Here is a 21,625-nt window from a genome sequence, read left to right as displayed (position 1 = left end):
GTAAAAACGCCGGCTTCAGAAGCCCGCCCCCTAATTGAGGATGCTGTGATCGCGCTTTCTTGACCCTTAAGTCAGAAAAGCATTGACCGAAAAGTCAGACATGACTAGATTCGGCGCAAAGCGGTTACAACAATAATGAATCTGCGAGGCCTTCCGTGATCCAGTTTTTACTCAACCAGGAACTCCGTAGCGAGCACGCCCTGGACCCCAACCTGACGGTGCTCAATTACCTGCGTGAACACGTGGGCAAGCCCGGCACCAAGGAAGGCTGCGCCAGCGGTGACTGCGGCGCGTGCACCGTGGTGGTGGGCGAGTTGCACCGCGATGACAGCGGCGCCGAGCGGATTCGTTATCGCAGCCTCAATTCATGCCTGACCTTTGTTTCGTCGTTGCACGGCAAACAATTGATCAGCGTCGAAGACCTCAAGCACCAGGGCCAGTTGCACAGCGTGCAGCAGGCGATGGTCGAGTGCCACGGCTCGCAATGCGGCTTTTGCACGCCGGGCTTTGTGATGTCGCTGTTTGCCCTGCAAAAGAACAGCGACTCACCCGATAGCCACAAAGCCCACGAAGCCCTGGCCGGCAACCTGTGCCGCTGCACCGGCTACCGCCCGATCCTGGCCGCCGCCGCGCAGGCTTGCTGCAACAAACCCCAGGACCAGTTCGACAGTCGCCAGGCCCAGACCATTGCCCGCCTCAAGGCCATCGCGCCCACCCAGACCGGCGAGTTGAACAGCGGCGACAAACGCTGCCTGGTGCCGCTCACCGTCGCCGACCTGGCCGACCTTTACGACGCCTACCCGCAAGCCCGGCTGCTCGCCGGCGGCACCGACCTGGCGCTGGAAGTCACGCAGTTTCACCGCACGCTGCCGGTGATGATCTACGTGGGCAACATCGACGAGATGAAGCGCATCGACGCCTTTGACGACCGCCTGGAAATCGGCGCCGCCGCCGCCCTCTCCGACTGCTACACCGCGTTGCACCAGGCCTATCCGGATTTTGGCGAACTGCTGCAGCGTTTTGCCTCCCTGCAGATCCGCAACCAGGGCACCCTGGGCGGTAATATCGGCAACGCTTCGCCGATTGGCGATTCACCGCCGCTGCTGATCGCCCTGGGCGCGCAGATCGTGCTGTGCAAGGGCAACACCCGGCGCACCCTGGCGCTGGAAGACTACTTCATCGACTACCGCGTCACCGCCCGGCAAGACAGCGAATTCATCGAAAAAATCATCGTGCCCAAGGGCCACACGCTGTTTCGTGCGTACAAGGTGTCCAAGCGCCTGGACGATGATATTTCCGCGGTCTGCGCCGCCTTCAACCTGAAGATCGACAACGGTGTAATCCGCCACGCGCGCGTTGCTTTTGGTGGCATGGCCGCCACGCCCAAGCGCGCCAAACACTGCGAAGCCGCGCTGGTCGGCGCCACCTGGAACGCCGCCACCGTCGAACACGCCTGCGCCGCCCTGGCCGAGGACTTCACCCCGCTCTCGGATTTTCGCGCCAGCAAGGAATACCGCCTGCTCAGCGCGCAGAACCTGCTGCGCAAATACTTCATCGAGCTGCAGACGCCGCACATCGAGACTCGGGTGACCGCTTATGTCTAACCATCACGCCGTCGTTAAAACCCAGGCCGAACTGGCCGCGCTGTTCGCCGGGGAAATCACCTCTGGCGTCGGCCGCAGCGTCAAGCACGACAGCGCCGCCAAGCACGTCAGCGGTGAAGCGCAGTACATCGATGACCGCCTGGAATTTCCCAACCAGTTGCACCTGTATGCGCGCCTGTCCGACCGCGCCCACGCGCGCATTCTCAGCATCGACACCGCGCCCTGCTACGCCTTTGACGGTGTGCGCATCGTCATCACCCACGAAGACGTGCCGGGCCTCAAAGACATCGGCCCGTTGCTGCCCGGCGACCCGCTGCTGGCCATCGACACCGTGCAATACGTCGGTCAGGTGGTGCTGGCCGTGGCCGCCCGCGACCTCGACACCGCGCGCAAAGCCGCGATGGCGGCGCTGATCGAATACGAAGACCTGGAACCGGTGCTCGACGTGGTCGAAGCCTACCGCACCAAACACTTCGTGCTCGACAGCCACACCCACCAACGCGGGGATTCAGCGGGCGCATTGGCCGCGGCCAAACATCGTCTGCAAGGCACCTTGCACATCGGCGGTCAGGAACACTTCTATCTCGAAACCCAGATTTCCTCGGTGATGCCCACCGAAGACGGCGGCATGATCGTCTACTGCTCCACGCAAAACCCCACCGAAGTACAGAAACTGGTGGCCGAAGTGCTCGACGTGTCGATGAATAGAATCGTCGTCGACATGCGCCGCATGGGCGGTGGTTTCGGCGGCAAGGAAACCCAGGCGGCGAGCCCCGCCTGCCTGTGTGCAGTGGTCGCGCGCCTCACCGGCCAGCCAACCAAGATGCGCCTGCCGCGCGTCGAAGACATGCTGATGACCGGCAAGCGCCACCCGTTCTATATCGAATACGACGTGGGTTTTGACGACAGTGGCCGGCTGCACGGGATCAACCTGGAATTGGCGGGCAACTGCGGCTGCTCGCCGGACCTGTCCAACTCGATCGTCGACCGCGCGATGTTCCACGCCGACAACTCGTATTACCTGGGCGACGCCACGGTCAACGGTCATCGCTGCAAGACCAACACCGCGTCCAACACCGCCTATCGCGGCTTCGGCGGCCCGCAGGGCATGGTCGCCATCGAAGAAGTGATGGACGCCATCGCCCGCCACCTCGCGCTCGACCCGCTGGCGGTGCGCAAGGCCAATTACTACGGCAAGACCGAGCGCAACGTCACCCACTACTACCAGACCGTCGAGCACAACATGCTCGACGAAATGACCGCCGAGCTTGAAGCCAGCAGCCAATACGCCGAACGCCGCGAAGCGATCCGCCAGTACAACGCCCACAGCCCGATCCTGAAAAAAGGCCTGGCGCTGACCCCGGTGAAATTCGGCATCTCGTTTACCGCCAGCTTTCTCAACCAGGCCGGCGCGCTGATCCACATCTACACCGACGGCAGCATCCACCTCAACCACGGCGGCACCGAGATGGGCCAGGGCCTGAACACCAAGGTCGCGCAAGTGGTGGCCGAGGTCTTCCAGGTGCACATCGACCGCGTGCAGATCACCGCGACCAACACCGATAAAGTGCCGAACACCTCGCCCACGGCCGCCTCCAGCGGCGCCGACCTGAACGGCAAGGCCGCGCAGAACGCCGCCGAAACCATCAAGCAACGCCTGGTGGAATTCGCCGCGCGCAAGTACGACGTGAGTGAAGCGGATGTGGAATTTCGCAACGGCCATGTGCGCGTGCGCGAGCAGATCCTGAGCTTCGAGGCGTTGATCCAGCAGGCGTACTTCGCCCAGGTGTCGCTGTCGAGCACCGGGTTCTACAAGACCCCGAAAATCTTCTACGATCGCAGCCAGTCGCGCGGGCGGCCGTTCTACTACTACGCGTTCGGCGCGGCCTGCTGCGAAGTGATTGTCGACACCCTCACCGGCGAATACCGGATGCTGCGCACCGACATCCTGCATGACGTGGGCGCCTCGCTGAACCCGGCCATTGACATCGGCCAGGTCGAGGGCGGCTTCATTCAAGGCATGGGCTGGCTGACCATGGAAGAGCTGGTGTGGAACGACAAGGGCAAGCTGATGACGAATGGACCGGCCAGCTACAAGATCCCGGCGGTGGCGGACATGCCGCTGGATTTGCGGGTGAAGCTGGTGGAGAACCGCAAGAACCCGGAAGACACGGTGTTTCACTCCAAGGCCGTCGGCGAGCCGCCGTTCATGCTCGGCATCGCCTCGTGGTGCGCGATCAAGGATGCGGTCGCAAGCCTCGGTGATTACCGCCATCAGCCAAAGATCGATGCGCCGGCGACGCCGGAGCGGGTGTTGTGGGGGTGTGAGCAGATGCGGCAGTTGCAGGCTTCGCTTTAGGACCGAGGTGCTGCCTTCGCGAGCAAGCCCGCTCCCACAGGGGAACGCATTCCGACTGCAAGAGCGGCTTGCCCGCGATGACGGCCTGACAGACACCACAAGAGGTCACCATGAACAACTGGATCAGCGCCCTCGCCCACCTGCAAACCAGCGGCGAACCCTGCGTGCTTGTCACCATCATCGAAGAGCTCGGCTCCACCCCGCGCAATGCCGGGTCGAAAATGGTGATCAGCGCCGACCGGTCCTTCGACACCATCGGCGGCGGGCACCTGGAATACAAGGCGATGCAGATCGCCCGCGACATGCTCGTGCGCGGCCAGCAGAACACTCATCTGGAGCGCTTCAGCCTCGGCGCCAGCCTGGGCCAGTGCTGTGGCGGCGTGACCGTGCTGCTGTTCGAGCCCATGGGCCAGGTGCAGGCACACATCGCGGTGTTCGGCGCCGGCCATGTCGGCCGCGCACTGGTGCCGTTGCTGGCGAGCCTGCCGTGCCGGGTGCGCTGGATCGATTCGCGCGAGCAGGAATTTCCGCAACAGATTCCCGAGGGCGTGCGTAAAATCGTCAGCGAAGAGCCGGTCGACGAAATTGCCGACCTGCCAGCGGGCAGCTATTGCATCGTCATGACCCACAATCACGCGCTGGACCTGGCACTGAGCGCCGCCCTGCTCAAGCGCAATGACTTCACCTACTTCGGTCTGATCGGCTCCAGGACCAAGCGCGTCAAGTTCGAACACCGCCTGCGCGAGCGCGGCTTCGATGCCGCGCAGCTGCAACGCATGCGCTGCCCCATGGGCCTCACCGAGGTGAAGGGCAAACTGCCGGTGGAGATCGCCATTTCCATCGCCGGCGAAATCATCGCCACCTACAACGCCAGTTTCGGCCAGCACGCTGCCCGCGCCGAACCCATTGCCAAACTGCTGCCGGCGTCACGTCGCAGCCAAGCTATCTGAATCGAGACCCTCATGCCTTTGACTCGCAAAGCCTACCGCGCCGCCCTCCTGCACAGCATCGGCGACCCTGCCGAAGTGGGGATCGAAGCCTCCTACGAGTATTTCGAGGACGGCCTGCTGGTGATCGAAAACGGCCGCATCAGCGCCGTCGGCCACGCCGCCGACCTGCTGCCGAGCCTGCCCGCCGACACCGAAGTCGTTCATTATCAGGACGCGCTGATCACACCAGGCCTGATCGACACCCATATTCACCTGCCGCAGACCGGCATGGTCGGCGCCTATGGCGAGCAATTGCTCGATTGGCTCAACACCTACACCTTCCCCTGCGAAAGCCAGTTCGCCGACAAAGCCCATGCCGAGCACGTCGCGGACATTTTCATCAAGGAACTGCTGCGCAACGGCACCACCACGGCGCTGGTGTTCGGCAGTGTGCACCCGCAGTCGGTGGACGCGTTCTTTGAAGCCGCGCAAAAACTCGACCTGCGCATGATCGCCGGCAAAGTGATGATGGACCGCAACGCACCGGACTACCTCACCGACACCGCCCAAACCAGCTACGCGGACAGCAAGGCGCTGATCGAACGCTGGCACGGCAAGGGCCGCCTGCACTATGCAGTCACCCCGCGCTTTGCGCCCACCAGCACGCCGGAGCAACTGACACTGGCCGGGCAGTTGCTGGGGGAATACCCCGACCTGTACCTGCAGACCCACATCAGCGAGAACACGCAGGAAGTCGAATGGGTAAAAGAGCTGTTCCCGGAGCGCAGCGGCTACCTGGACGTGTACGACCACTACAAGCTGCTGGGCGAACGCTCGGTGTTCGCCCACGGCGTGCACCTGTGTGACGACGAATGCGCGCGACTGGCAGAGACCGGCTCGGCAGTCGCCTTCTGCCCTACCTCGAACCTGTTTCTGGGCAGCGGGCTGTTCAACCTGCCGATGGCCGAGAAGCACAAGCTCAATGTCGGTCTGGGCACCGATGTGGGCGGCGGCACCAGCTTTTCACTGCTGCAGACCCTGAACGAAGCGTACAAGGTCATGCAGTTGCGGGGCGTGCGGTTGAGCCCGTTCAAGTCGTTGTACCTGGCGACCCTCGGCGGCGCCCGGGCGCTGCGCCTGGAGGACAGGATCGGGACCTTGCAACCGGGTTCGGATGCGGATTTTCTGGTGCTGGATTACAACGCTACGCCACTGCTCAGTTATCGCTTGAAGCAGTCGAACACTATTGCCGAGACGTTGTTTGTGCTGATGACGCTGGGGGATGATCGGGTGGTGTTGCAGACCTATGCGGCGGGTCGGTTGGTGCACGAACGCTGATTTTTGGCCACGGGGTTATTGTGTACATCTCCAGTGCTGGCGGTTCCACCCTTACATCGCCCCACCGCTCGGCACCTCGCCCAGGCCCGGTGTGCCCCAGATCAAAAGCAAGAGCGCGGCAGCCTTAGAGCCGACCGGAATGGTTTGCCGAACGCTGTACAAAATGTGAGAGGGGGCTTGCTCCCGATGGCTGAGTGTCAGTCAACTTATTGGTAGCTGACCCACTGCTATCGGGAGCAAGCCCCCTCCCACATTTGGATCTCCATTGGTCTGATGGACATCACCTGCTCTGCTTTGCTTTGGCTTTTGATCTTGATCTTGATCTCAGGCGCCCCGTCAACCACGCTGGCCGAACGCAGGCTTGAATCCGTGGGTAACCCGGCAGGACGCCGGGTTAGCCGCACTGGGCCAGGGATGGCCCATTGCGGCGGCCCACGGATTCAAGCCGGAGTGCGGGCACACCGAGCCTAAGCGAGGTGCCGAGTGGTGGGGCGAAGCGTTTTTGGTTACTTTTTGCGCTCTTCAAAAAGTGACCCGCCGTAAGGGCGGAACCGCAAGCAGCCGTTACCGCAGCAACGGATATGTACACAATTAAAGCCCCCTCCCACACTTTTAAAATGTGTTCACACCTTCAAAGAAGAACGCCCAGCCTTCCTGGTCTGCAGCAAATGCGAAAACACCGCATGCAAATCATCCGAAGCCCCTTCCTCATCAAGGTTGAGCTTGCTGTCGATATGATCCATATGATGCATCATCAAATCCACCGCCAGCACCGCATCGCGAGCTTCGATCGCATCGATCAACTGGGTGTGTTCATCGTAGGAACAGTGCGAGCGGTTGCCACTTTCGTACTGAGCAATGATCAATGATGTCTGCGAAACCAGACTGCGCTGAAAGCTGATCAGCGGCGCATTCTTAGCCGCTTCGGCCAGCTTGAGGTGGAATTCGCCGGAGAGACGAATACCCGCACCGCGATCCCCCCGGGAAAAACTGTCGCGCTCGTCGTTGACCATCTGGCGCAGTTCAGCCAGTTGCTCGGCAGTGGCGTGCTGTACTGCCAATTCAGTGATCGCCCGCTCCACCAGACGCCGCGCCATGAACACCTGGCGGGCCTCTTCGACACTCGGGCTGGCAACCACCGCACCGCGATTGGGCCGCAGCAGCACCACGCCTTCATGGGCCAGACGCGACAGCGCACGGCGAATGATGGTGCGGCTCACGCCAAAGATTTCGCCCAGTGCCTCTTCACTCAATTTGGTGCCGGGTGCCAGGCGCTGCTCGAGGATCGCCTCGAAGATATGCGCGTAGACGATATCGTCCTGGGTGCCGGTGCGACCGGCCTTGCCGGCGCGCGGTTGTTTCTTGAGAGGTTGCAACTGTTCGTTCATGGGCACTCGGGTTTGGAGAACGGCGGCGAATTAACGGTAATACGGCAACAGCGTGGCGCTGGCAAGTATCGCCTGAAAACGGGGCACATTGTACACAACCCAATACGCCAACACACTGTACGGCTGTTTGCGGCCCCGGCTGTATTGCAATGACCGGTTACCTTTGAGTTTAGGCTTGAATCCGCGCCCTCACCGGCAAATACCCAGGCAAAAGGAACACCCCGTCATGACCGACGCCACCCACGCGCCGCTGCGCCCGCTGGCCGACACTTCGCCGTCGGCCGTCGTCGCCGGTTTTATCGCCATGATGACCGGCTACACCAGCTCCCTGGTGCTGATGTTCCAGGCCGGCCAGGCTGCCGGTTTGACCACGGCGCAGATTTCTTCGTGGATCTGGGCGCTGTCCATCGGCATGGCGGTGTGCAGCATCGGCCTGTCGCTGCGCTACCGCACGCCGATCACCGTCGCCTGGTCGACGCCCGGCGCTGCGCTATTGATCACCAGCCTGGGCGGTGTGAGCTACGGCGAAGCCATCGGTGCCTACATCACCTGCGCGGTGCTGGTGACGCTGTGCGGGCTGACCGGCAGTTTTGAAAGACTGCTCAAGCGCATCCCCGCCTCACTGGCCGCAGCCTTGCTGGCCGGGATCCTGTTCAAGATCGGCAGCGAAATCTTTGTCGCCGCGCAACATCGCAGCGCACTGGTGCTGGGGATGTTTTTTACCTATCTGATCATCAAGCGCCTGTCGCCGCGTTATGCGGTGCTCGCCGCGCTGGTGATCGGCACCGCATTGTCCGGGCTGCTGGGGCTGCTGGATTTCAGCGCCTTTCACCTGGAAGTGGCGGTGCCGGTGTGGACCACGCCGCACTTCTCGCTCGCGGCGACCATCAGCATCGGCATCCCGCTGTTCGTGGTGGCGATGACCTCGCAGAACATGCCCGGCATCGCCGTGCTGCGCGCCGACGGTTACAGCGTGCCGGCCTCGCCATTGATCAGCGTCACCGGGCTGGCCTCGCTGCTGCTGGCGCCGTTCGGCTCCCACGGCATCAACCTGGCGGCAATCAGCGCGGCCATCTGCACCGGGCCGCATGCCCATGAAGACCGAAACAAGCGCTACACCGCCGCCGTGTGGTGCGGCGTGTTCTACGGCATTGCCGGGGTGTTCGGCGCGACCCTGGCGGCACTGTTCGCCGCCTTGCCAAAAGAGCTGGTGCTGTCGATTGCGGCGCTGGCGTTGTTCGGTTCGATCATCAATGGCCTGAGCGTCGCCATGCACGAGCCGAAGGAACGCGAAGCGGCGCTGATCACCTTTATGGTCACCGCATCAGGGCTGACGCTGTTTTCCATCGGCTCGGCGTTCTGGGGCATTGTCGCGGGGCTGTTGACCCTGCTGATCCTGAACGGGCGCAGCCGCACTCAATGACGCAGCAGCTTGCGCAGCGGCACGCCGTCTTTCAGCACCGGTGATTTGATCACGATATAGCTGAAGTACTTGGAGATACCGATGTTCTTGTCCAGCAGGCCTTCGACCACTTCCTGGTAATGCTGGATGCTGCGGGTCATGAAACGCACGAGGTAGTCGTAGCCGCCGCTGATGAGGTGGCATTCGAGCACCTCATCCACCAGGCGGATGTTGGATTCGAACTTGGCGAAGTCTTCGCGCTTGTGGTCACTGAGGGTGATTTCGGTGAACACCGTGACCGAATCGGTGATCTTGGCCAGGTTCAGATGCGCCTTGTAGCTGGAGATATAACCGGCCGACTCCAGCCGCTTGACCCGTTGCAGGCAGGGGCTGGCGGACAGGCCCACGGCATCGGCCAGGCTGACGTTGGTCATCCGACCATCTTTTTGCAGTTCAACCAGAATGCTGATGTCGATCCGGTCCAGCTTGACGAGCCCTTCCATTGCATACCTCTTGACTGCCGTTTGTAAGCAATCTTCTAGCAAAATCAGCGCCGTAAAGACAGCTGATGCTGAGCGACCAGGTCAGCCATGCTGTTAATGCAGTAATCGGCTGCACACGGCGTGGGCTGCGGCGAGCGGTGACGGCCGATCAGGCAGCGGTCCAGCGCCAGAACGGCGCCGGCTGATGCGCGGGTCACGTGCAACACAGGCTCTACCTGCGCCCCTTGGCGGTCAAGCCATTGCTCGGCCTCGACCAGGGAAATGAAATGCTCCGCCTCGATGCCCAGGCGCTCGCACAACAGCCCACGGTCCTCGGCATCGCGGTCGCCGCGCACCAGCAGACGATAGAACTTGCGCAGGTACAGCATCGCCCCCGGCGCATCCTCGAACAGCGACCAGTTGCCCGCCGAACGCGCAAAGCTCATGCCCTCCTCCCAACTGGCGTGCAGCCCCCAGCGCTCGGCGAGCTGGCGATGGGCAAAACACAGCACGCCGCTGAAGCCCAGCTCGGCAAAACGCGGGTAGAGGCCCTCGATCACCGTGTTGAACTCGGCCAGCACCTGCTCCCTGGCCGGCGCTGGCCCGCCACGGCTGTCGAGCAGCGGCTGCAACGCGGCGAACACGCCCGAGTCACGGTCCACCAGCACCCCATCACAATCGATCAGCAACGCTCGATAATCTGTCAGTCCCATGAGGGGTCACGCCTCCAATGATGCAATGTGGTCGCCCGTGCGCCATAACGGGTCACGGGCGCTGCCGCCAACCGGGTTCGCCGCCGGTAGCGGCTCAGTTCAAGACCCGTGCCAGGGCTGCGTCGAGAATCTGCACGGCTTCGTCGACCTGCGCCTCGGTGGTCACCAGCGGCGCAAGGAAGCGCAGCACGTTGCGGTACACGCCGCACTTGATCACCAGCAAACCACCGGCGCGGGCTTCGTCGATCACCCGCTGATTGAGGTCGGCATCCGGGCTACGCGCCGCGTCGTCCTTGACCAGTTCGATTGCCAACATGAAGCCGGTGCCACGCACGTCACCGATGCGCGGGTAGCGCGCCTGCAGACCGAGCAAACCGTGGCGCAGGCGTTCGCCGAGGACGTGGCTGCGCGCCAGCAATTGTTCCTCTTCGAACGCACTGATCACCGCCAGCGCCGCCGCGCAGGCCAACGCATTACCGCCGTAGGTGCCGCCCAGACCGCCAGGCAGCGGCGCGTCCATGATGTGCGCCTTGCCCACCACGCCGGACAGCGGCAAGCCGCCGGCCAGGCTCTTGGCCACGGTGACCAGGTCGGGCTGGATGCCCGAGTGCTGGAAACCGAACCAGCTGCCGGTGCGACCGAAACCAGTCTGGATCTCGTCGAGGATCAGCACGATGCCGTGTTTGTCGGCCAGTGCGCGCAAGGCCTGAAGAAACTCCGGCGGCGCGGCGAGAAAGCCGCCGTCACCCTGCACCGGCTCGATGAGAATCGCCGCGACGCGGTCCGGGGCAACCTGGGTGGCTAGCAGTTCATCCAGCGCCTTGAGCGCCAGCTCGCTGGTCATGCCGCGATATGCGTTGGGATAGGGGGTGTGGAACACCTCCGGCGCGAACGGTCCGAAGTTCTGTTTGTACGGCTGGCTCATGCCGGTGAGCGTCGTGCCAAGCAACGTGCGGCCATGGAAGCCGCCGCGAAAGGCAATGACTGCCGAACGATTGGTGTGGGCACGGGCGATCTTCACCGCATTTTCCACCGCCTCGGCGCCGGATGTGAAGAACGCCGCCTTGTACGCCGCCTCCCCGCCAACCATCTCGCACAGGCGCTGGGCCAGGTCGAGGTAAGGCTGGTAGGCCACCACCTGGAAGCAGGCGTGGGAGACTTTCTGCAACTGCGCCTGCACCGCCGCGACCACTTTGGGGTGGTTATGACCGATGTTCAGCACGCCGATGCCGCCGACGAAATCGAGATAGCGCTTGCCTTCCACGTCCCAGAGTTCGGCGCCCTGGGCGCGATCGATCACCAGCGGGTGCGCAGTGATCAGGCCACGGGGTACGAATTGATCGCGCTGACGGAGCAAATGTGGGGTTTTATCGACTCTGCTGTTCATGGCATTTCCCAAGGTGAGCCCGGCAACCGGAAGGTGGTTGCGATGACATTCAGATTACGGCCTGGCAAAAACGAACTGCACCGAACTTGCCCTGTGAGAAATTCGGATCGACTGTTTTTCCACTGCGTTTCAACAGATCCTGCGCCGGCATTGCGCGATGATGATGGCTACTTTCAGCCCTGCGGAGATGCCCATGGCCCTGCTCTACAAATCCGACCCCGTGCGCGGCGAACGCTGGAAGGCGCTGTTTGCCGAACACGCGCCGGACATCGAATGGCGCGCCTGGCCGGACATTGGCGACCCCAGCGAAATCGACTACCTCGCCGCCTGGCTGGCGCCGGACGATCTTGAACAATTGCTGCCCAACCTGAAGGTGCTGTTTGCCGTATCGGCCGGGGTCGATCAACTGGACCTTGCCCGCTTGCCCGCCGACTTGCCGGTGGTGCGCCTGCTCGATCCCGGCATCACCCAGGGCATGTGCGAATACGCCACCTGGGCCGTGCTCACCCTGCATCGCGACATGCTGCGCTACCGCCAGCAACAGACGGCGCGCTGCTGGCAGGCGCACCGGTTGCAACCGGCGGCCAACCGCCGCGTCGGCGTGATGGGCCTGGGCGCGCAGGCGCAGCAGATCCTTGCGACCCTCGCACCGCTGGGGTTTGCCTTGTCGGGCTGGGCCCGCAGCGCACATCAACTGCCGGGGGTTACGTGTTATGCGGGTGAAGCGCAACTGCCGGCGTTTCTCGGCCAGTGCGACATTCTGCTGTGCGTGTTGCCGTTGACCGAGCAGACCCAGGGCATTCTCAACAGCCGCTTGTTTGATCAACTGCCACAGGGTGCGGGGCTGATCAACATGGGACGCGGCGGGCACCTGGTGGAGGAGGATCTGCTGGGAGCGCTTTCCAGCGGGCAACTCAGCGGCGCGGTGCTGGACGTGCTGCAGCAGGAGCCGGCGCCAGAAGAGCATCCGTTTTGGGGGCATCCGCAGATTGTGCTGACGCCGCATATTGCGGCGATGACTCAGCCGGAGAGTGCGTTTGGCGTGTTGTTGGGGAATATTCGAAGGTTTCAGCGCGGGGAGCGGATGGTTGGGGAGGTGGATCGGGGGAAGGGGTATTGATGGGGTACATATCCGTTATTACTGGGTACATATCCGTTATTTGGGTAACGGCTACGTAGGGTTCCGCCCTTACGGCGGGTCACTTTTGGAAAAGAGCCCCAAAAGTAACCAAAAGGGCTCTTGCCCCAACACTCGGCACCTCGCCTGGGCTCGGTGTGCCCTCACTCCGGCTTTGGACCGTGGGCCGCCGCGATGGGCCATCCTTGGCCCAGCGCGGCTAACCCGGCGTCCTGCCGGGTTACCCACGCTCCAAAGCCTGCGTTCGGCCAGCGTGTTTGACGGGGCGCCTCAGATCAAGATCAAGAGCGCGGCGGCCTTAGAGCCGACCGAGGTTTTCCTATCTGGCGCTGTTCAAACTGTGGGAGGGGGCTTGCTCCCGATGGCTGAGTGTCAGTCAGCTTATGGGTAGCTGACCCACTGCTATCGGGAGCAAGCCCCCTCCCACAGTTGATCTCCATTTGTCTGTTGGATATCACACTGCTTTTGATCTGCTTTGCTCTGGCTCTGGCTCTGGCTTTTGATCTTGATCTCAGGCGCCCCGTTAACCACGCTGGCCGCCCGCAGGCTTGAATCCGTGGGTAACCCGGCAGGACGCCGGGTTAGCCGCGCTGGGCCAGGGATGGCCCATCGCGGCGGCCCACGGATTCAAGCCGGAGTGCGGGCACACCGAGCCCTAGCGAGGTGCCGAGTGGTGGGGCAAGAGCCCTTTGGTTACTTTGGGGCTCTTTTCCAAAAGTGACCCGCCGTAAGGGCGGAACCCTACATAGCCGTTACCCAAATAACGGATATGTACCCACCGCTAAAAAGCTGTCACCCCAACCCCCCAATATGAAATGCCTTAACCTCAAGATACTCATCCAACCCGTACTTGCTCCCCTCACGCCCCAGCCCCGACTGCTTGATACCGCCAAACGGCGCCACCTCCATCGAGATGATCCCGGTATTGAGCCCGACCATGCCAAACTCCAGCGCCTCACCAAAGCGCCACGAGCGTGCCAGGTTCTGCGTGAAGTAATAGGCACCCAACCCGTACGGCGTGGCGTTGGCCAGCGCAAGCGCCTCAGCTTCGTCGGTAAAGCGCATCAGTGGCGCCACCGGCCCAAAGGTTTCCTCATTGGCCAGCAGCATCCCGGCGTGGGCTTCGCCCAGCACCGTAGGCTGCACAAACGGGCTGTCACCACCTGGGATGGCGCCACACAATAAGGTCGCGCCCTGGCTCAGGGCATCCTCGATATGCCGCGTCACCTTGGCCACCGCCGCAGGGTTGATCAGCGGGCCGATGGTCACGCCCTCCTGCAGCCCATTACCGACCTTGAGCTTGCCCACCTCCTCCACCAGCCGCGCGGCGAAGCGTTCGTAGATGCCGGCCTGCACCAGGATGCGGTTGGCGCACACGCAGGTTTGCCCGGCATTGCGAAACTTGCTGAGCATGACCCCGGCCACCGCCTGCTCCAGGTCGGCGTCGTCAAACACCACGAACGGCGCATTGCCGCCCAGTTCCAGGCTCAGGCGCTTGATGTGCTCGGCGCTCTGGCGCATCAGCAGGCGGCCGACGGCGGTGGAGCCAGTGAAGGAAATCTTGCGCACCACCGGGTTGCCGGTCAGCTCGGCGCCGATGCCGGCGGGCAGCCCGGTGATCACATTGAAGACGCCGGCCGGAATGCCGACGCGCTCGGCCAGCACCGCCAGGGCCAGGGCCGACAGCGGTGTGAGGTCGGACGGTTTGACGATGATCGGGCAACCGGCGGCCAATGCCGGCGCGCACTTGCGGGTGATCATCGCGTTGGGGAAATTCCACGGGGTGATGGCGGCGCACACCCCCACCGGCTGTTTCAACGTCAGCAGACGCCGGTCGCCACTGGGCGCCGGCATGGTTTCGCCATACACCCGCCGTGCTTCTTCGGCGAACCATTTGACGAAGCCTGCGCCGTAGCGAATCTCGCCACGGGCTTCATTGAGCGGCTTGCCCTGCTCGCAGGTCATGATCAGCGCCAGGTCCTCGAGGTTGTCGAGCATGGCCTGGTACCAGCGCTCCAGCAGCGCTGCGCGTTCGGCGGCCGGGCGTGCACGCCAGGCGGGCCAGGCACGCTCGGCGGCGTCGATGGCGCGGCGGGTGTCGACCGTGTCCATGGCCGGCACCCGTGCGAGCACCTCGCCGCTGGCAGGGTCAAGGATGTCCAGGGTGGCGCCGCTGGCGGCGGCGATCCACTGGCCGTCAACATAGGCGAGTTCAGCCAGAAGGCTGGGGTCTTGCAGGCGAGTAGTGAGCATGGTCGAGTCCTGATCCGAGACACGCTCCAGTCTAGGGAGGTGCCGCGAACGAGGATGCCGAAAGCGTGGCGTGGGCAGCGTGGCGTGCTGAAATTACCCGCGCAACGGCAGGCTCTGCTAAGCCCTCAACGAGCCAAGCAGGCTGTGCAGGAATGCCTCGCCGGCCTCCATCTGGCTGATCTCGATAAACTCGTCGGGCTTGTGCGCCTGTTCGATGGAGCCCGGCCCGCACACCACCACCGGCACGTCCAGGCGCTGCTTGAACAGCCCGCCTTCGGTGCCGAACGAGACCTTGGCGGTGCCGGTGTCGGGCGCGGCGAACTGCTTGAGAAAACGCACCGCTTCAACGCTGGGGTGCGTGTCGAGGCCGGGGTAGACGTTGACGGTTTCGATCTCGATGGCGGCCACGCTGGAGAGTTTTTTCGCCTCGTGCACGATCACTTCGGCGCGCTCGCGCAGTTGCTCCAGAAACAGGTCCAGGTTGTCGGCCGGCAGGTTGCGCACCTCGAAATCCAAGGTGCACAGGTTGGGCACGATGTTCAGCGCCTTGCCGCCGACAATCTGCCCGACATGCACGGTGCTGTAGGGCACATCGTAATCGCTGTCCTGGGCGCCATGGTGCTGCAACTGCTGCTGGCTCTCGCGCAGTGCGGCGATAAAGTCGCAGGCGACATGGATGGCGTTGACCGAACGCGGCGCCAGCGACGAGTGCGCCTCCAGGCCTCGACAGTAGGTGCGGTAGGAGCCCTTGCCCTTGTGCCCCAGCACGAATTGCATGTTGGTCGGCTCGCCGATCACACACAGAAACGGACGCATCGGTGCCAGGTGCAGCACATCGAGCAGGCGCCGTACGCCGACGCAGCCGATCTCTTCGTCATGGGACAAGGCCAGTTGCAACGGGCGGTTCAAGGTGTGCTGCGCCGCATCGAGCATGGCGTCGATGGCCAGCGCGATAAAGCCCTTCATGTCGCAACTGCCACGCCCGTAGATGCGCCCGTCCTGCACGGTGGCGGCAAACGGCGCGAAGGTCCAGGCCTGCCCTGCCGCCGGCACCACATCGGTGTGCCCGGAGAGCAGCACGCCGGGGCGCACTTCGGGCCCGGTGCTGGCGAACAGGTTGGCTTTCTTGCCGCTCTGGTCCTTGACGATCAGCGACTCGATGCCTTGGGTCAGCAGCAGGTCGCGCACGTATTCGATCAAGGCCATGTTCGACTCGGACGACACGGTGTCGAACGCCATCAGTTTTTTCAGGATCTCCAGTACGCGCGGTTTCATAAGGACTGGCTCCGTTGCAGGGCAAAATATCGGCTCATGCGTAAGCTCCGCTGTTTTCCACCACGAGGCCACGCTGGGTCTTGATCAATTGGGCGCCGTCATGGTGGCAGAGCATTTCACTGCCATTGTCCAGGGAGTGGCGGATAGGGGCGACGCGGTTGCAGACGCCGTCGATACGCACCGGGCAGCGGTTGAGGAAGGTGCACAGCTCCGGCACGGCAGCCTTCGCGCCCACTGGCGGCAGGATACCGCTGGTGGCGCCGCAGGTTTCCAGCCAGCCCTGGCGCAACTCCGGCACCGAATGAATCAGCAGGTCGGTGTAGGGATGGAACGGCGGCGCGGCAAACGACTCGCGGCTGCCGGCCTGCACCTTGTGGCCGCTGTACATCACCACAATGTCGTCGCACAGCGCGCGCACGGTGGAGATGTCGTGGCTGATAAACAGGTAGGACACGCCCAGTTGCTGGCGCAAATCGCGCAGCAGCTCAAGGATCGCCGCGCCGACCACGGTGTCCAGCGCCGAGGTCACTTCATCGCAGAGGATCAGGTCGGGTTTGGCGGCCAGCGCCCGGGCCAGGTTGACCCGCTGCTTCTGCCCGCCGGACAACTCGCTGGGGCGCCGCTCGGCCAGGGCGTGCGGCAGGCGCACCAGGTCGAGCAGTTCATGGGTGCGCTCGCGCAACGCCGCGCCCTTGAGGCCGAAATACATCTTCAGCGGGCGGCCAATGATGGCGCCCACGCTGTGCATCGGGTTAAGCGCGGTGTCGGCGTTCTGGAACACCATCTGAATGCGTCGAAACTGTTCCGGCGTGCGCTCGGACAGGCAACCGCCGAGGGGCTGGCCGTCGAATGTGAGGCCGCCCAGGGCCGGTGTCAGCAGGCCCGCGACCACCCGCGCCAGGGTGGATTTGCCCGAGCCGGATTCGCCGATCACGCCAATCGCCTGGCCACGGCGCACGGTGAGGTCGATGCCTTCGAGCACACGGATCAGCGGCATGCCCTGGGCGTTCTTGTTGCCGTAACCGGCGGTCAGGCCGCTGATGGTCAGCAGCGGCGTGTCTTCGGCGATGCCGCTGGGCGGGCGAATCGTCGCGTCGGGCCGCGCGGCTGCAAGCAGGCTGCGCGTGTAGTCATGAGCCGGCGCCGCCAGCAAGGGTGCGGTGTCGCTTTGTTCAAGAATCTGCCCGTCATTGAGCACCACGATGCGGTCGGCCATCTGCGCCACCACCGCCAGGTCGTGGGACACGTACACCGCCGTGGCACCGCGCTCGCGCACCACGCGCTTGAACGCGCGCAGCACGTCGATCTGGGTGGTCACGTCCAGCGCCGTGGTGGGCTCGTCGAGCACCACCAGCAACGGGTCGCTGATCAGCGCCATGGCCGCCATCACCCGCTGCAACTGCCCGCCCGAGACCTGGTGCGGGTAGCGTTGGCCGATGGTTTCCGGGTTTGGCAATGACAGGTCGCGGAACAGCTCGATCGCCTTGGCCTCCAGCTCAACGCGGCTGCCCAGGCCATGGATCAAGGCGCCCTCCACCACCTGGTCGATAAGTTTTTTCGCCGGGTTGAACGCGGCGGCGGCACTCTGGGCGATATAGGACACGCGGTTGCCGCGCAGTTTCTGCAACTGGCTTTCGCTCGCCGCCAGCATGTCGTGCTCACCCACACGCACCACGCCGCCGGACAACCGGCAACCACTGCGCGCATAGCCCAACAGCGCCAGGGCGATGGTGGTCTTGCCGGAACCGGACTCGCCGATCAGCGCCAGCACCTGGCCCTGTTCCAGGGCAAAGCTCACGCCCTTGACGATTTCCACCTCGCCGCGTTCGCCACAGGCGACCACGCGCAAGTCTTCGACACGAATCAATTCAGTCATTTCAATGGCCTCCGGTGCGTCGGCTACGCCTGGAAGACAGGTAGTCGATCAACAGATTCACGCCGATGGTCAGGGTGCCAATGGCCAGCGCCGGAATAACGATAGCCAGCGCGCCCTGGCTGAGGCCGCCGATGTTTTCGCGCACCAGCGAGCCGAGGTCGGCGTCGGGTGGCTGCACGCCGAGGCCGAGAAAACTCATGCCGGCGAGCAACAGTACGATGTAACCGAACCGCAGGCCGAGGTCGGTGAGCACCGGGTTGAGGATGTTCGGCAGGATCTCCCGGCACGCTACGTACAAACGGCGCTCGCCCCGGGTGCGGGCGACCTGCACGTATTCCAGCGCCTCGATGTTCACCGCCATGCTGCGGGCCACGCGGAACGATCCGGGGATGTAGCTGATGACCGCCGTGCAGATCAGCAGAGTCACCGACGAGCCGAAAGCCGACACCATGATCAGCGCGAGCATTTTGCTCGGGATGGAAATGAAGGCGTCCATGATGCGGCTGATGATTTCGTCCAGCCACTTGGGCGACACCACCGACACCAGCGCACACAGGGTGCCCAGGGTGCTGGCAAGCACCGCGGCCACCAGCGCCAGCCCGACGGTGAAGCGTGCGCCGACCATCACCCGGCTGAGCATGTCACGGCCCAGGTAGTCGGTGCCGAACGGGTGCGCCAGGCTGAAGCCGTCGAAGACGTTATCGGACACCACTTCACCCACCGGGTGTGGCGCCAGCCAGGGGCCGACCAGCGCCAGCAGCAGCCAGGCGACGCAGATCACCGCACCGGCCAGACCCAGCCAGGACGGGCCGTTGGAGGCTTTGGCCAGTGCCAGGGCGGAGGATGCAGGCTTGGACTTCGCAATGAGCGTGTTCATTGGTTTCTCAGCCTCGGGTTGGAGAGGATTGCGCAGAGGTCGGCGATCAGCACCAGGCTCAGGTAAGCCGTGCAGAACAGCATGGTGCAGGCTTGCACCAGCGCCATGTCGCGATTGGTCACCGCATCGACCATCAGGCTGGCAATGCCCGGGTAGTTGAAGATGGTTTCGACGATGACCACGCCGCCCAGCAGGTACGACAGGCTCAGGGCGATGGCATTGGCAATCGGGCCGATGGCATTGGGCAAGGCATGGCGCAGCACGATGCGGATCGGGCCGACGCCTTTGAGCCTGGCCATTTCGACGTAGGGGCTGTCGAGCTGGTCGATCACTGCAGCGCGGGTCATGCGTGCCATTTGCGCGACGATCACGCAGCACAGCGTCATCACCGGCAAGGCATAGGTGCGCATGAACTCCCACGGCGAGCTGATATCGCTGGCATACGACAGCGACGACAGCCACCCCAGGTTCACCGCGAAGATCAGCACCGCCAGGGTCGCCACCAGAAACTCCGGCACCGCGACCATGGCCAGGGTGACGAAGCTCAGGATGTTGTCGATGCGCCCGCCTCGGGCCATCGCCGAACCGATGCCGAGCACCAGCGCCACCGGTACCGAAACCAGCGCCGTGGTGGCCGCCAGCATCAGGGTGTTGGGCACCCGTCCGCCCATCAGCTCACTCACCGGCATCGCGCTGGACACCGACATGCCCAGATCGCCGGTGAGCAGGTTCATCAACCAGTGCAGGTAGCGCAACACACCGGGCTGGTCCAACCCCAGTTTCAGGCGCAGTGCCGCCACCTGTTCAGGCGTCGCGAACTGGCCGAGGGCCTGTTGCGCCGCATCGCCGGGCAGGACTGCCGTGATCGCGAACACGACCATGGACACGATCAACAAGGTCACGACGGCAGCGCCCAGGCGCCGGCCGATCAACCACAGTGTAGTGCTGTTCATCGCAAAGCCCTCATCACGCGTCCAACCACACCTGCTCGGCGAACATGTAGCCCATGAAGCCGCCCAGCGGGTGAGTGCGGTAGCCCTTCAGGCGCTGGTCGACACCATCGATGTTGCTGATGAACACCGGCACGCCGATACCGCAATGGTCATGCACCAGGGTCTGCATATCGGCGTACATCTTGCCGCGCTTGGCTTCGTCGGTTTCGGCGCGGGCCAGCAACAGCAACTGATCGAACTGCTCGTTCTGCCAGCCGGACTCGTTCCACGGCGCCTTGGACTGGAAGAACTGCGAGAACATCACGTCGGCATTCGGCCGTGGGTTGATGTTGCCGAAGCTCAACGGATGCTTCATCCAGTGGTTGGACCAGTAGCCGTCGCTGGGCAGGCGGTTGACGTCGAGCTTGAGGCCGGCCTGTTTCGCCGATTGCTGCAACAGCACGGCGATGTCCACCGAGGAGGTCGCGGCGGGCGAAGCGGCGAGCGGCATGGTGATGCTTTCCATGCCGGCTTTTTTCAGCAGGAAGCGCGCCTTCTCCGGGTCGTACACGGTCTGCGGCAGGTCGGCGTTGTAGTAACGCGAACCGGGCGCAATCGGGTGATCATTACCCACCACGGCAAACCCGCGGAACACGGCGGACTTGACCTGTTCGCGGTCCAGCAGGCATTTCATGGCCTGGGTGAACTCCGGGCTTTTGCCCGGCATCTGGTCCTGGCGGATGATCAGATTGGTGTAGTTGCCCGAGGGCGAATCCACGTATTGATGGCCGGCGCTGGCCTTGATCCGGGTGGTGGAGCGCGGGTCGACCTGGTTGATCGCGTGCACATCGCCCGACAGCAGCGCATTGACCCGCGACGGTTCGTCGCTGATGGCGATGACTTCGATCTCGTCCAGGTACGGCAGGCCGGGTTTCCAGTAGTTGGGGTTGCGCACCGCCACCGAACGCACGCCTGGCTTGAATTCCTTGACCTTGAACGGCCCGGTGCCAATGCCCTGGCTGAAGTCGGTGGTGCCTTCGGGCACGATCAGCAAGTGCGACACGGCCAGGATCGAAGGCAGCTCGGCATTCGGCGCGCCGAGGCGAATCTGCACCTCGTTGGGACCGCTGGCCTTGATCTCCTCGAACTGCGCCACCAGCGCCATGACTTTGGAGCCGATTGCCGGGTCCTTGTGCCGATTCAGGGAATACACCACGTCGGCGGCGGTGAGCGACTTGCCGTTGTGGAAGGTGACGTCCTTGCGCAGGGTGATGGTCCACAGCGTGGCGTCGGTGTTATCGATGCGTTCGGCCAGTTCCAGTTGCGGCACCATGTGCACGTCGAAACGGGTCAGGCCGTTGTAGAACATGTACTGGCGCACGTAGTCGGTAGACAGGCCGCCCTTGGCCGGGTCGAGGGTGTCGGCGGTGGAGCTGGCCACGCTGGCCACGCGAATTTTGCCGCCAGGCTTGCCCTTGCCGGCCACTGGCGCGTCATCGGCCCACAGTTTGCCGGCGGCGCCGAACAGGCTGCCCGCGCCCGCCGCCGCCACACCGGCGACGCCGAGCATCTGCAGGGCGTTGCGGCGCGACATGCCACGGTTAAGGCCTTCAAATACCCGCAGGCTTTCTGCACCGGAGATGAGGTCGGGCGTGTTCTTGTTGTCTGTCAT

At 63.6% G+C, this 21,625-nt stretch carries 16 protein-coding genes; 6 read left to right on the top strand and 10 right to left on the bottom strand.

Annotated features, from left to right (window positions below; all coding sequences use genetic code 11):
- Nucleotides 1–155: 155 nt before the first annotated feature.
- From xdhA to guaD, 4 genes are all read left to right on the top strand, one after another.
- Nucleotides 156–1,604 carry a xanthine dehydrogenase small subunit gene (gene xdhA, locus ACXX81_RS05085; protein WP_458571309.1) on the top strand — a complete coding sequence of 483 codons (1,449 nt, stop codon included), beginning with the start codon at nt 156–158 and terminating at the stop codon, nt 1,602–1,604.
- A complete protein-coding gene (gene xdhB / locus ACXX81_RS05080) occupies nt 1,597–3,963 on the top strand; it encodes a xanthine dehydrogenase molybdopterin binding subunit (protein WP_458571308.1) in 2,367 nt (788 codons plus the stop codon). The genes xdhA and xdhB overlap by 8 nt, the downstream gene beginning before the upstream one ends.
- Before the next feature lie 110 nt (nt 3,964–4,073).
- Nucleotides 4,074–4,913: a xanthine dehydrogenase accessory protein XdhC gene (xdhC, locus tag ACXX81_RS05075; RefSeq protein WP_231421470.1), complete on the top strand. Its 840-nt coding sequence runs from the start codon at nt 4,074–4,076 to the stop codon at nt 4,911–4,913.
- A 12-nt stretch (nt 4,914–4,925) separates the two neighbouring features.
- Complete coding sequence (guaD, locus tag ACXX81_RS05070) at nt 4,926–6,230, top strand: guanine deaminase (protein WP_458571307.1); 1,305 nt, start codon at nt 4,926–4,928, stop codon at nt 6,228–6,230.
- A 623-nt stretch (nt 6,231–6,853) separates the two neighbouring features.
- Here the strand turns inward: guaD and ACXX81_RS05065 are convergent.
- Nucleotides 6,854–7,618, bottom strand: coding sequence for a GntR family transcriptional regulator (locus tag ACXX81_RS05065; protein WP_209983695.1), 765 nt, complete (start codon nt 7,616–7,618; stop codon nt 6,854–6,856).
- Between the two features lie 226 nt (nt 7,619–7,844).
- Between ACXX81_RS05065 and ACXX81_RS05060 the strand changes: the two genes are divergently transcribed.
- Nucleotides 7,845–9,041, top strand: a complete 1,197-nt coding sequence (locus ACXX81_RS05060; RefSeq protein WP_458571306.1) for a benzoate/H(+) symporter BenE family transporter — start codon at nt 7,845–7,847, stop codon at nt 9,039–9,041.
- Here ACXX81_RS05060 and ACXX81_RS05055 read toward each other — a convergent pair.
- The 3 genes from ACXX81_RS05055 to gabT all read right to left on the bottom strand — a co-directional run bounded on the left by ACXX81_RS05055 (nt 9,035) and on the right by gabT (nt 11,602).
- Nucleotides 9,035–9,523, bottom strand: a complete 489-nt coding sequence (locus ACXX81_RS05055; protein WP_003230384.1) for an Lrp/AsnC family transcriptional regulator — start codon at nt 9,521–9,523, stop codon at nt 9,035–9,037. The genes ACXX81_RS05060 and ACXX81_RS05055 overlap by 7 nt on opposite strands.
- 44 nt (nt 9,524–9,567) lie before the next feature.
- A complete protein-coding gene (locus ACXX81_RS05050) occupies nt 9,568–10,215 on the bottom strand; it encodes an HAD family hydrolase (protein WP_209983698.1) in 648 nt (215 codons plus the stop codon).
- A gap of 94 nt (nt 10,216–10,309) precedes the next feature.
- Entirely contained in the window at nt 10,310–11,602 is a 1,293-nt protein-coding gene (gene gabT, locus ACXX81_RS05045; protein ID WP_458571305.1) for a 4-aminobutyrate--2-oxoglutarate transaminase, read from the bottom strand.
- A 193-nt stretch (nt 11,603–11,795) separates the two neighbouring features.
- Here gabT and ACXX81_RS05040 point away from each other — a divergent pair, with 193 nt between their 5' ends.
- On the top strand, nt 11,796–12,722 hold the full coding sequence (locus ACXX81_RS05040) for a 2-hydroxyacid dehydrogenase (RefSeq protein ID WP_209983703.1): 927 nt from the start codon (nt 11,796–11,798) through the stop codon (nt 12,720–12,722).
- A gap of 810 nt (nt 12,723–13,532) precedes the next feature.
- On the opposite strand, the gene ACXX81_RS05035 is transcribed toward ACXX81_RS05040, so the two are convergent.
- From ACXX81_RS05035 to ACXX81_RS05010, 6 genes are all read right to left on the bottom strand, one after another.
- On the bottom strand, nt 13,533–14,993 hold the full coding sequence (locus ACXX81_RS05035; protein ID WP_458571304.1) for an NAD-dependent succinate-semialdehyde dehydrogenase: 1,461 nt from the start codon (nt 14,991–14,993) through the stop codon (nt 13,533–13,535).
- A 117-nt stretch (nt 14,994–15,110) separates the two neighbouring features.
- Nucleotides 15,111–16,268, bottom strand: a complete 1,158-nt coding sequence (gene argE / locus ACXX81_RS05030) for an acetylornithine deacetylase (RefSeq protein ID WP_458571303.1) — start codon at nt 16,266–16,268, stop codon at nt 15,111–15,113.
- Between the two features lie 34 nt (nt 16,269–16,302).
- Entirely contained in the window at nt 16,303–18,144 is a 1,842-nt protein-coding gene (locus ACXX81_RS05025) for an ABC transporter ATP-binding protein (protein ID WP_458571302.1), read from the bottom strand.
- A gap of 1 nt (nt 18,145) precedes the next feature.
- On the bottom strand, nt 18,146–19,021 hold the full coding sequence (locus tag ACXX81_RS05020) for an ABC transporter permease (protein ID WP_057009186.1): 876 nt from the start codon (nt 19,019–19,021) through the stop codon (nt 18,146–18,148).
- Complete coding sequence (locus tag ACXX81_RS05015) at nt 19,018–19,974, bottom strand: ABC transporter permease (RefSeq protein ID WP_209983710.1); 957 nt, start codon at nt 19,972–19,974, stop codon at nt 19,018–19,020. Before ACXX81_RS05015 ends, ACXX81_RS05020 begins: the two co-directional genes overlap by 4 nt.
- Before the next feature lie 13 nt (nt 19,975–19,987).
- Nucleotides 19,988–21,625 (bottom strand): ABC transporter substrate-binding protein, encoded by a 1,638-nt coding sequence (locus tag ACXX81_RS05010; RefSeq protein ID WP_231421462.1) that lies wholly within the window; start codon nt 21,623–21,625, stop codon nt 19,988–19,990.

Source organism: Pseudomonas sp. GNP013, assembly GCF_054343995.1.
This window is presented reverse-complemented; position numbering and strand designations above follow the sequence as displayed.

Bases quoted from the DNA above. Each gene is read 5' to 3' on its own strand.
- xdhB (WP_458571308.1), top strand. From the start codon at position 1,597: ATGTCTAACCATCACGCCGTCGTTAAAACCCAGGCCGAACTGGCCGCG.
- xdhC (WP_231421470.1), top strand. From the start codon at position 4,074: ATGAACAACTGGATCAGCGCCCTCGCCCACCTGCAAACCAGCGGCGAA.
- guaD (WP_458571307.1), top strand. From the start codon at position 4,926: ATGCCTTTGACTCGCAAAGCCTACCGCGCCGCCCTCCTGCACAGCATC.
- ACXX81_RS05065 (WP_209983695.1), bottom strand. From the start codon at position 7,618: ATGAACGAACAGTTGCAACCTCTCAAGAAACAACCGCGCGCCGGCAAG.
- ACXX81_RS05060 (WP_458571306.1), top strand. From the start codon at position 7,845: ATGACCGACGCCACCCACGCGCCGCTGCGCCCGCTGGCCGACACTTCG.
- ACXX81_RS05055 (WP_003230384.1), bottom strand. From the start codon at position 9,523: ATGGAAGGGCTCGTCAAGCTGGACCGGATCGACATCAGCATTCTGGTT.
- ACXX81_RS05050 (WP_209983698.1), bottom strand. From the start codon at position 10,215: ATGGGACTGACAGATTATCGAGCGTTGCTGATCGATTGTGATGGGGTG.
- gabT (WP_458571305.1), bottom strand. From the start codon at position 11,602: ATGAACAGCAGAGTCGATAAAACCCCACATTTGCTCCGTCAGCGCGAT.
- ACXX81_RS05040 (WP_209983703.1), top strand. From the start codon at position 11,796: ATGGCCCTGCTCTACAAATCCGACCCCGTGCGCGGCGAACGCTGGAAG.
- ACXX81_RS05035 (WP_458571304.1), bottom strand. From the start codon at position 14,993: ATGCTCACTACTCGCCTGCAAGACCCCAGCCTTCTGGCTGAACTCGCC.
- argE (WP_458571303.1), bottom strand. From the start codon at position 16,268: ATGAAACCGCGCGTACTGGAGATCCTGAAAAAACTGATGGCGTTCGAC.
- ACXX81_RS05025 (WP_458571302.1), bottom strand. From the start codon at position 18,144: ATGACTGAATTGATTCGTGTCGAAGACTTGCGCGTGGTCGCCTGTGGC.
- ACXX81_RS05020 (WP_057009186.1), bottom strand. From the start codon at position 19,021: ATGAACACGCTCATTGCGAAGTCCAAGCCTGCATCCTCCGCCCTGGCA.
- ACXX81_RS05015 (WP_209983710.1), bottom strand. From the start codon at position 19,974: ATGAACAGCACTACACTGTGGTTGATCGGCCGGCGCCTGGGCGCTGCC.
- ACXX81_RS05010 (WP_231421462.1), bottom strand. From the start codon at position 21,625: ATGACAGACAACAAGAACACGCCCGACCTCATCTCCGGTGCAGAAAGC.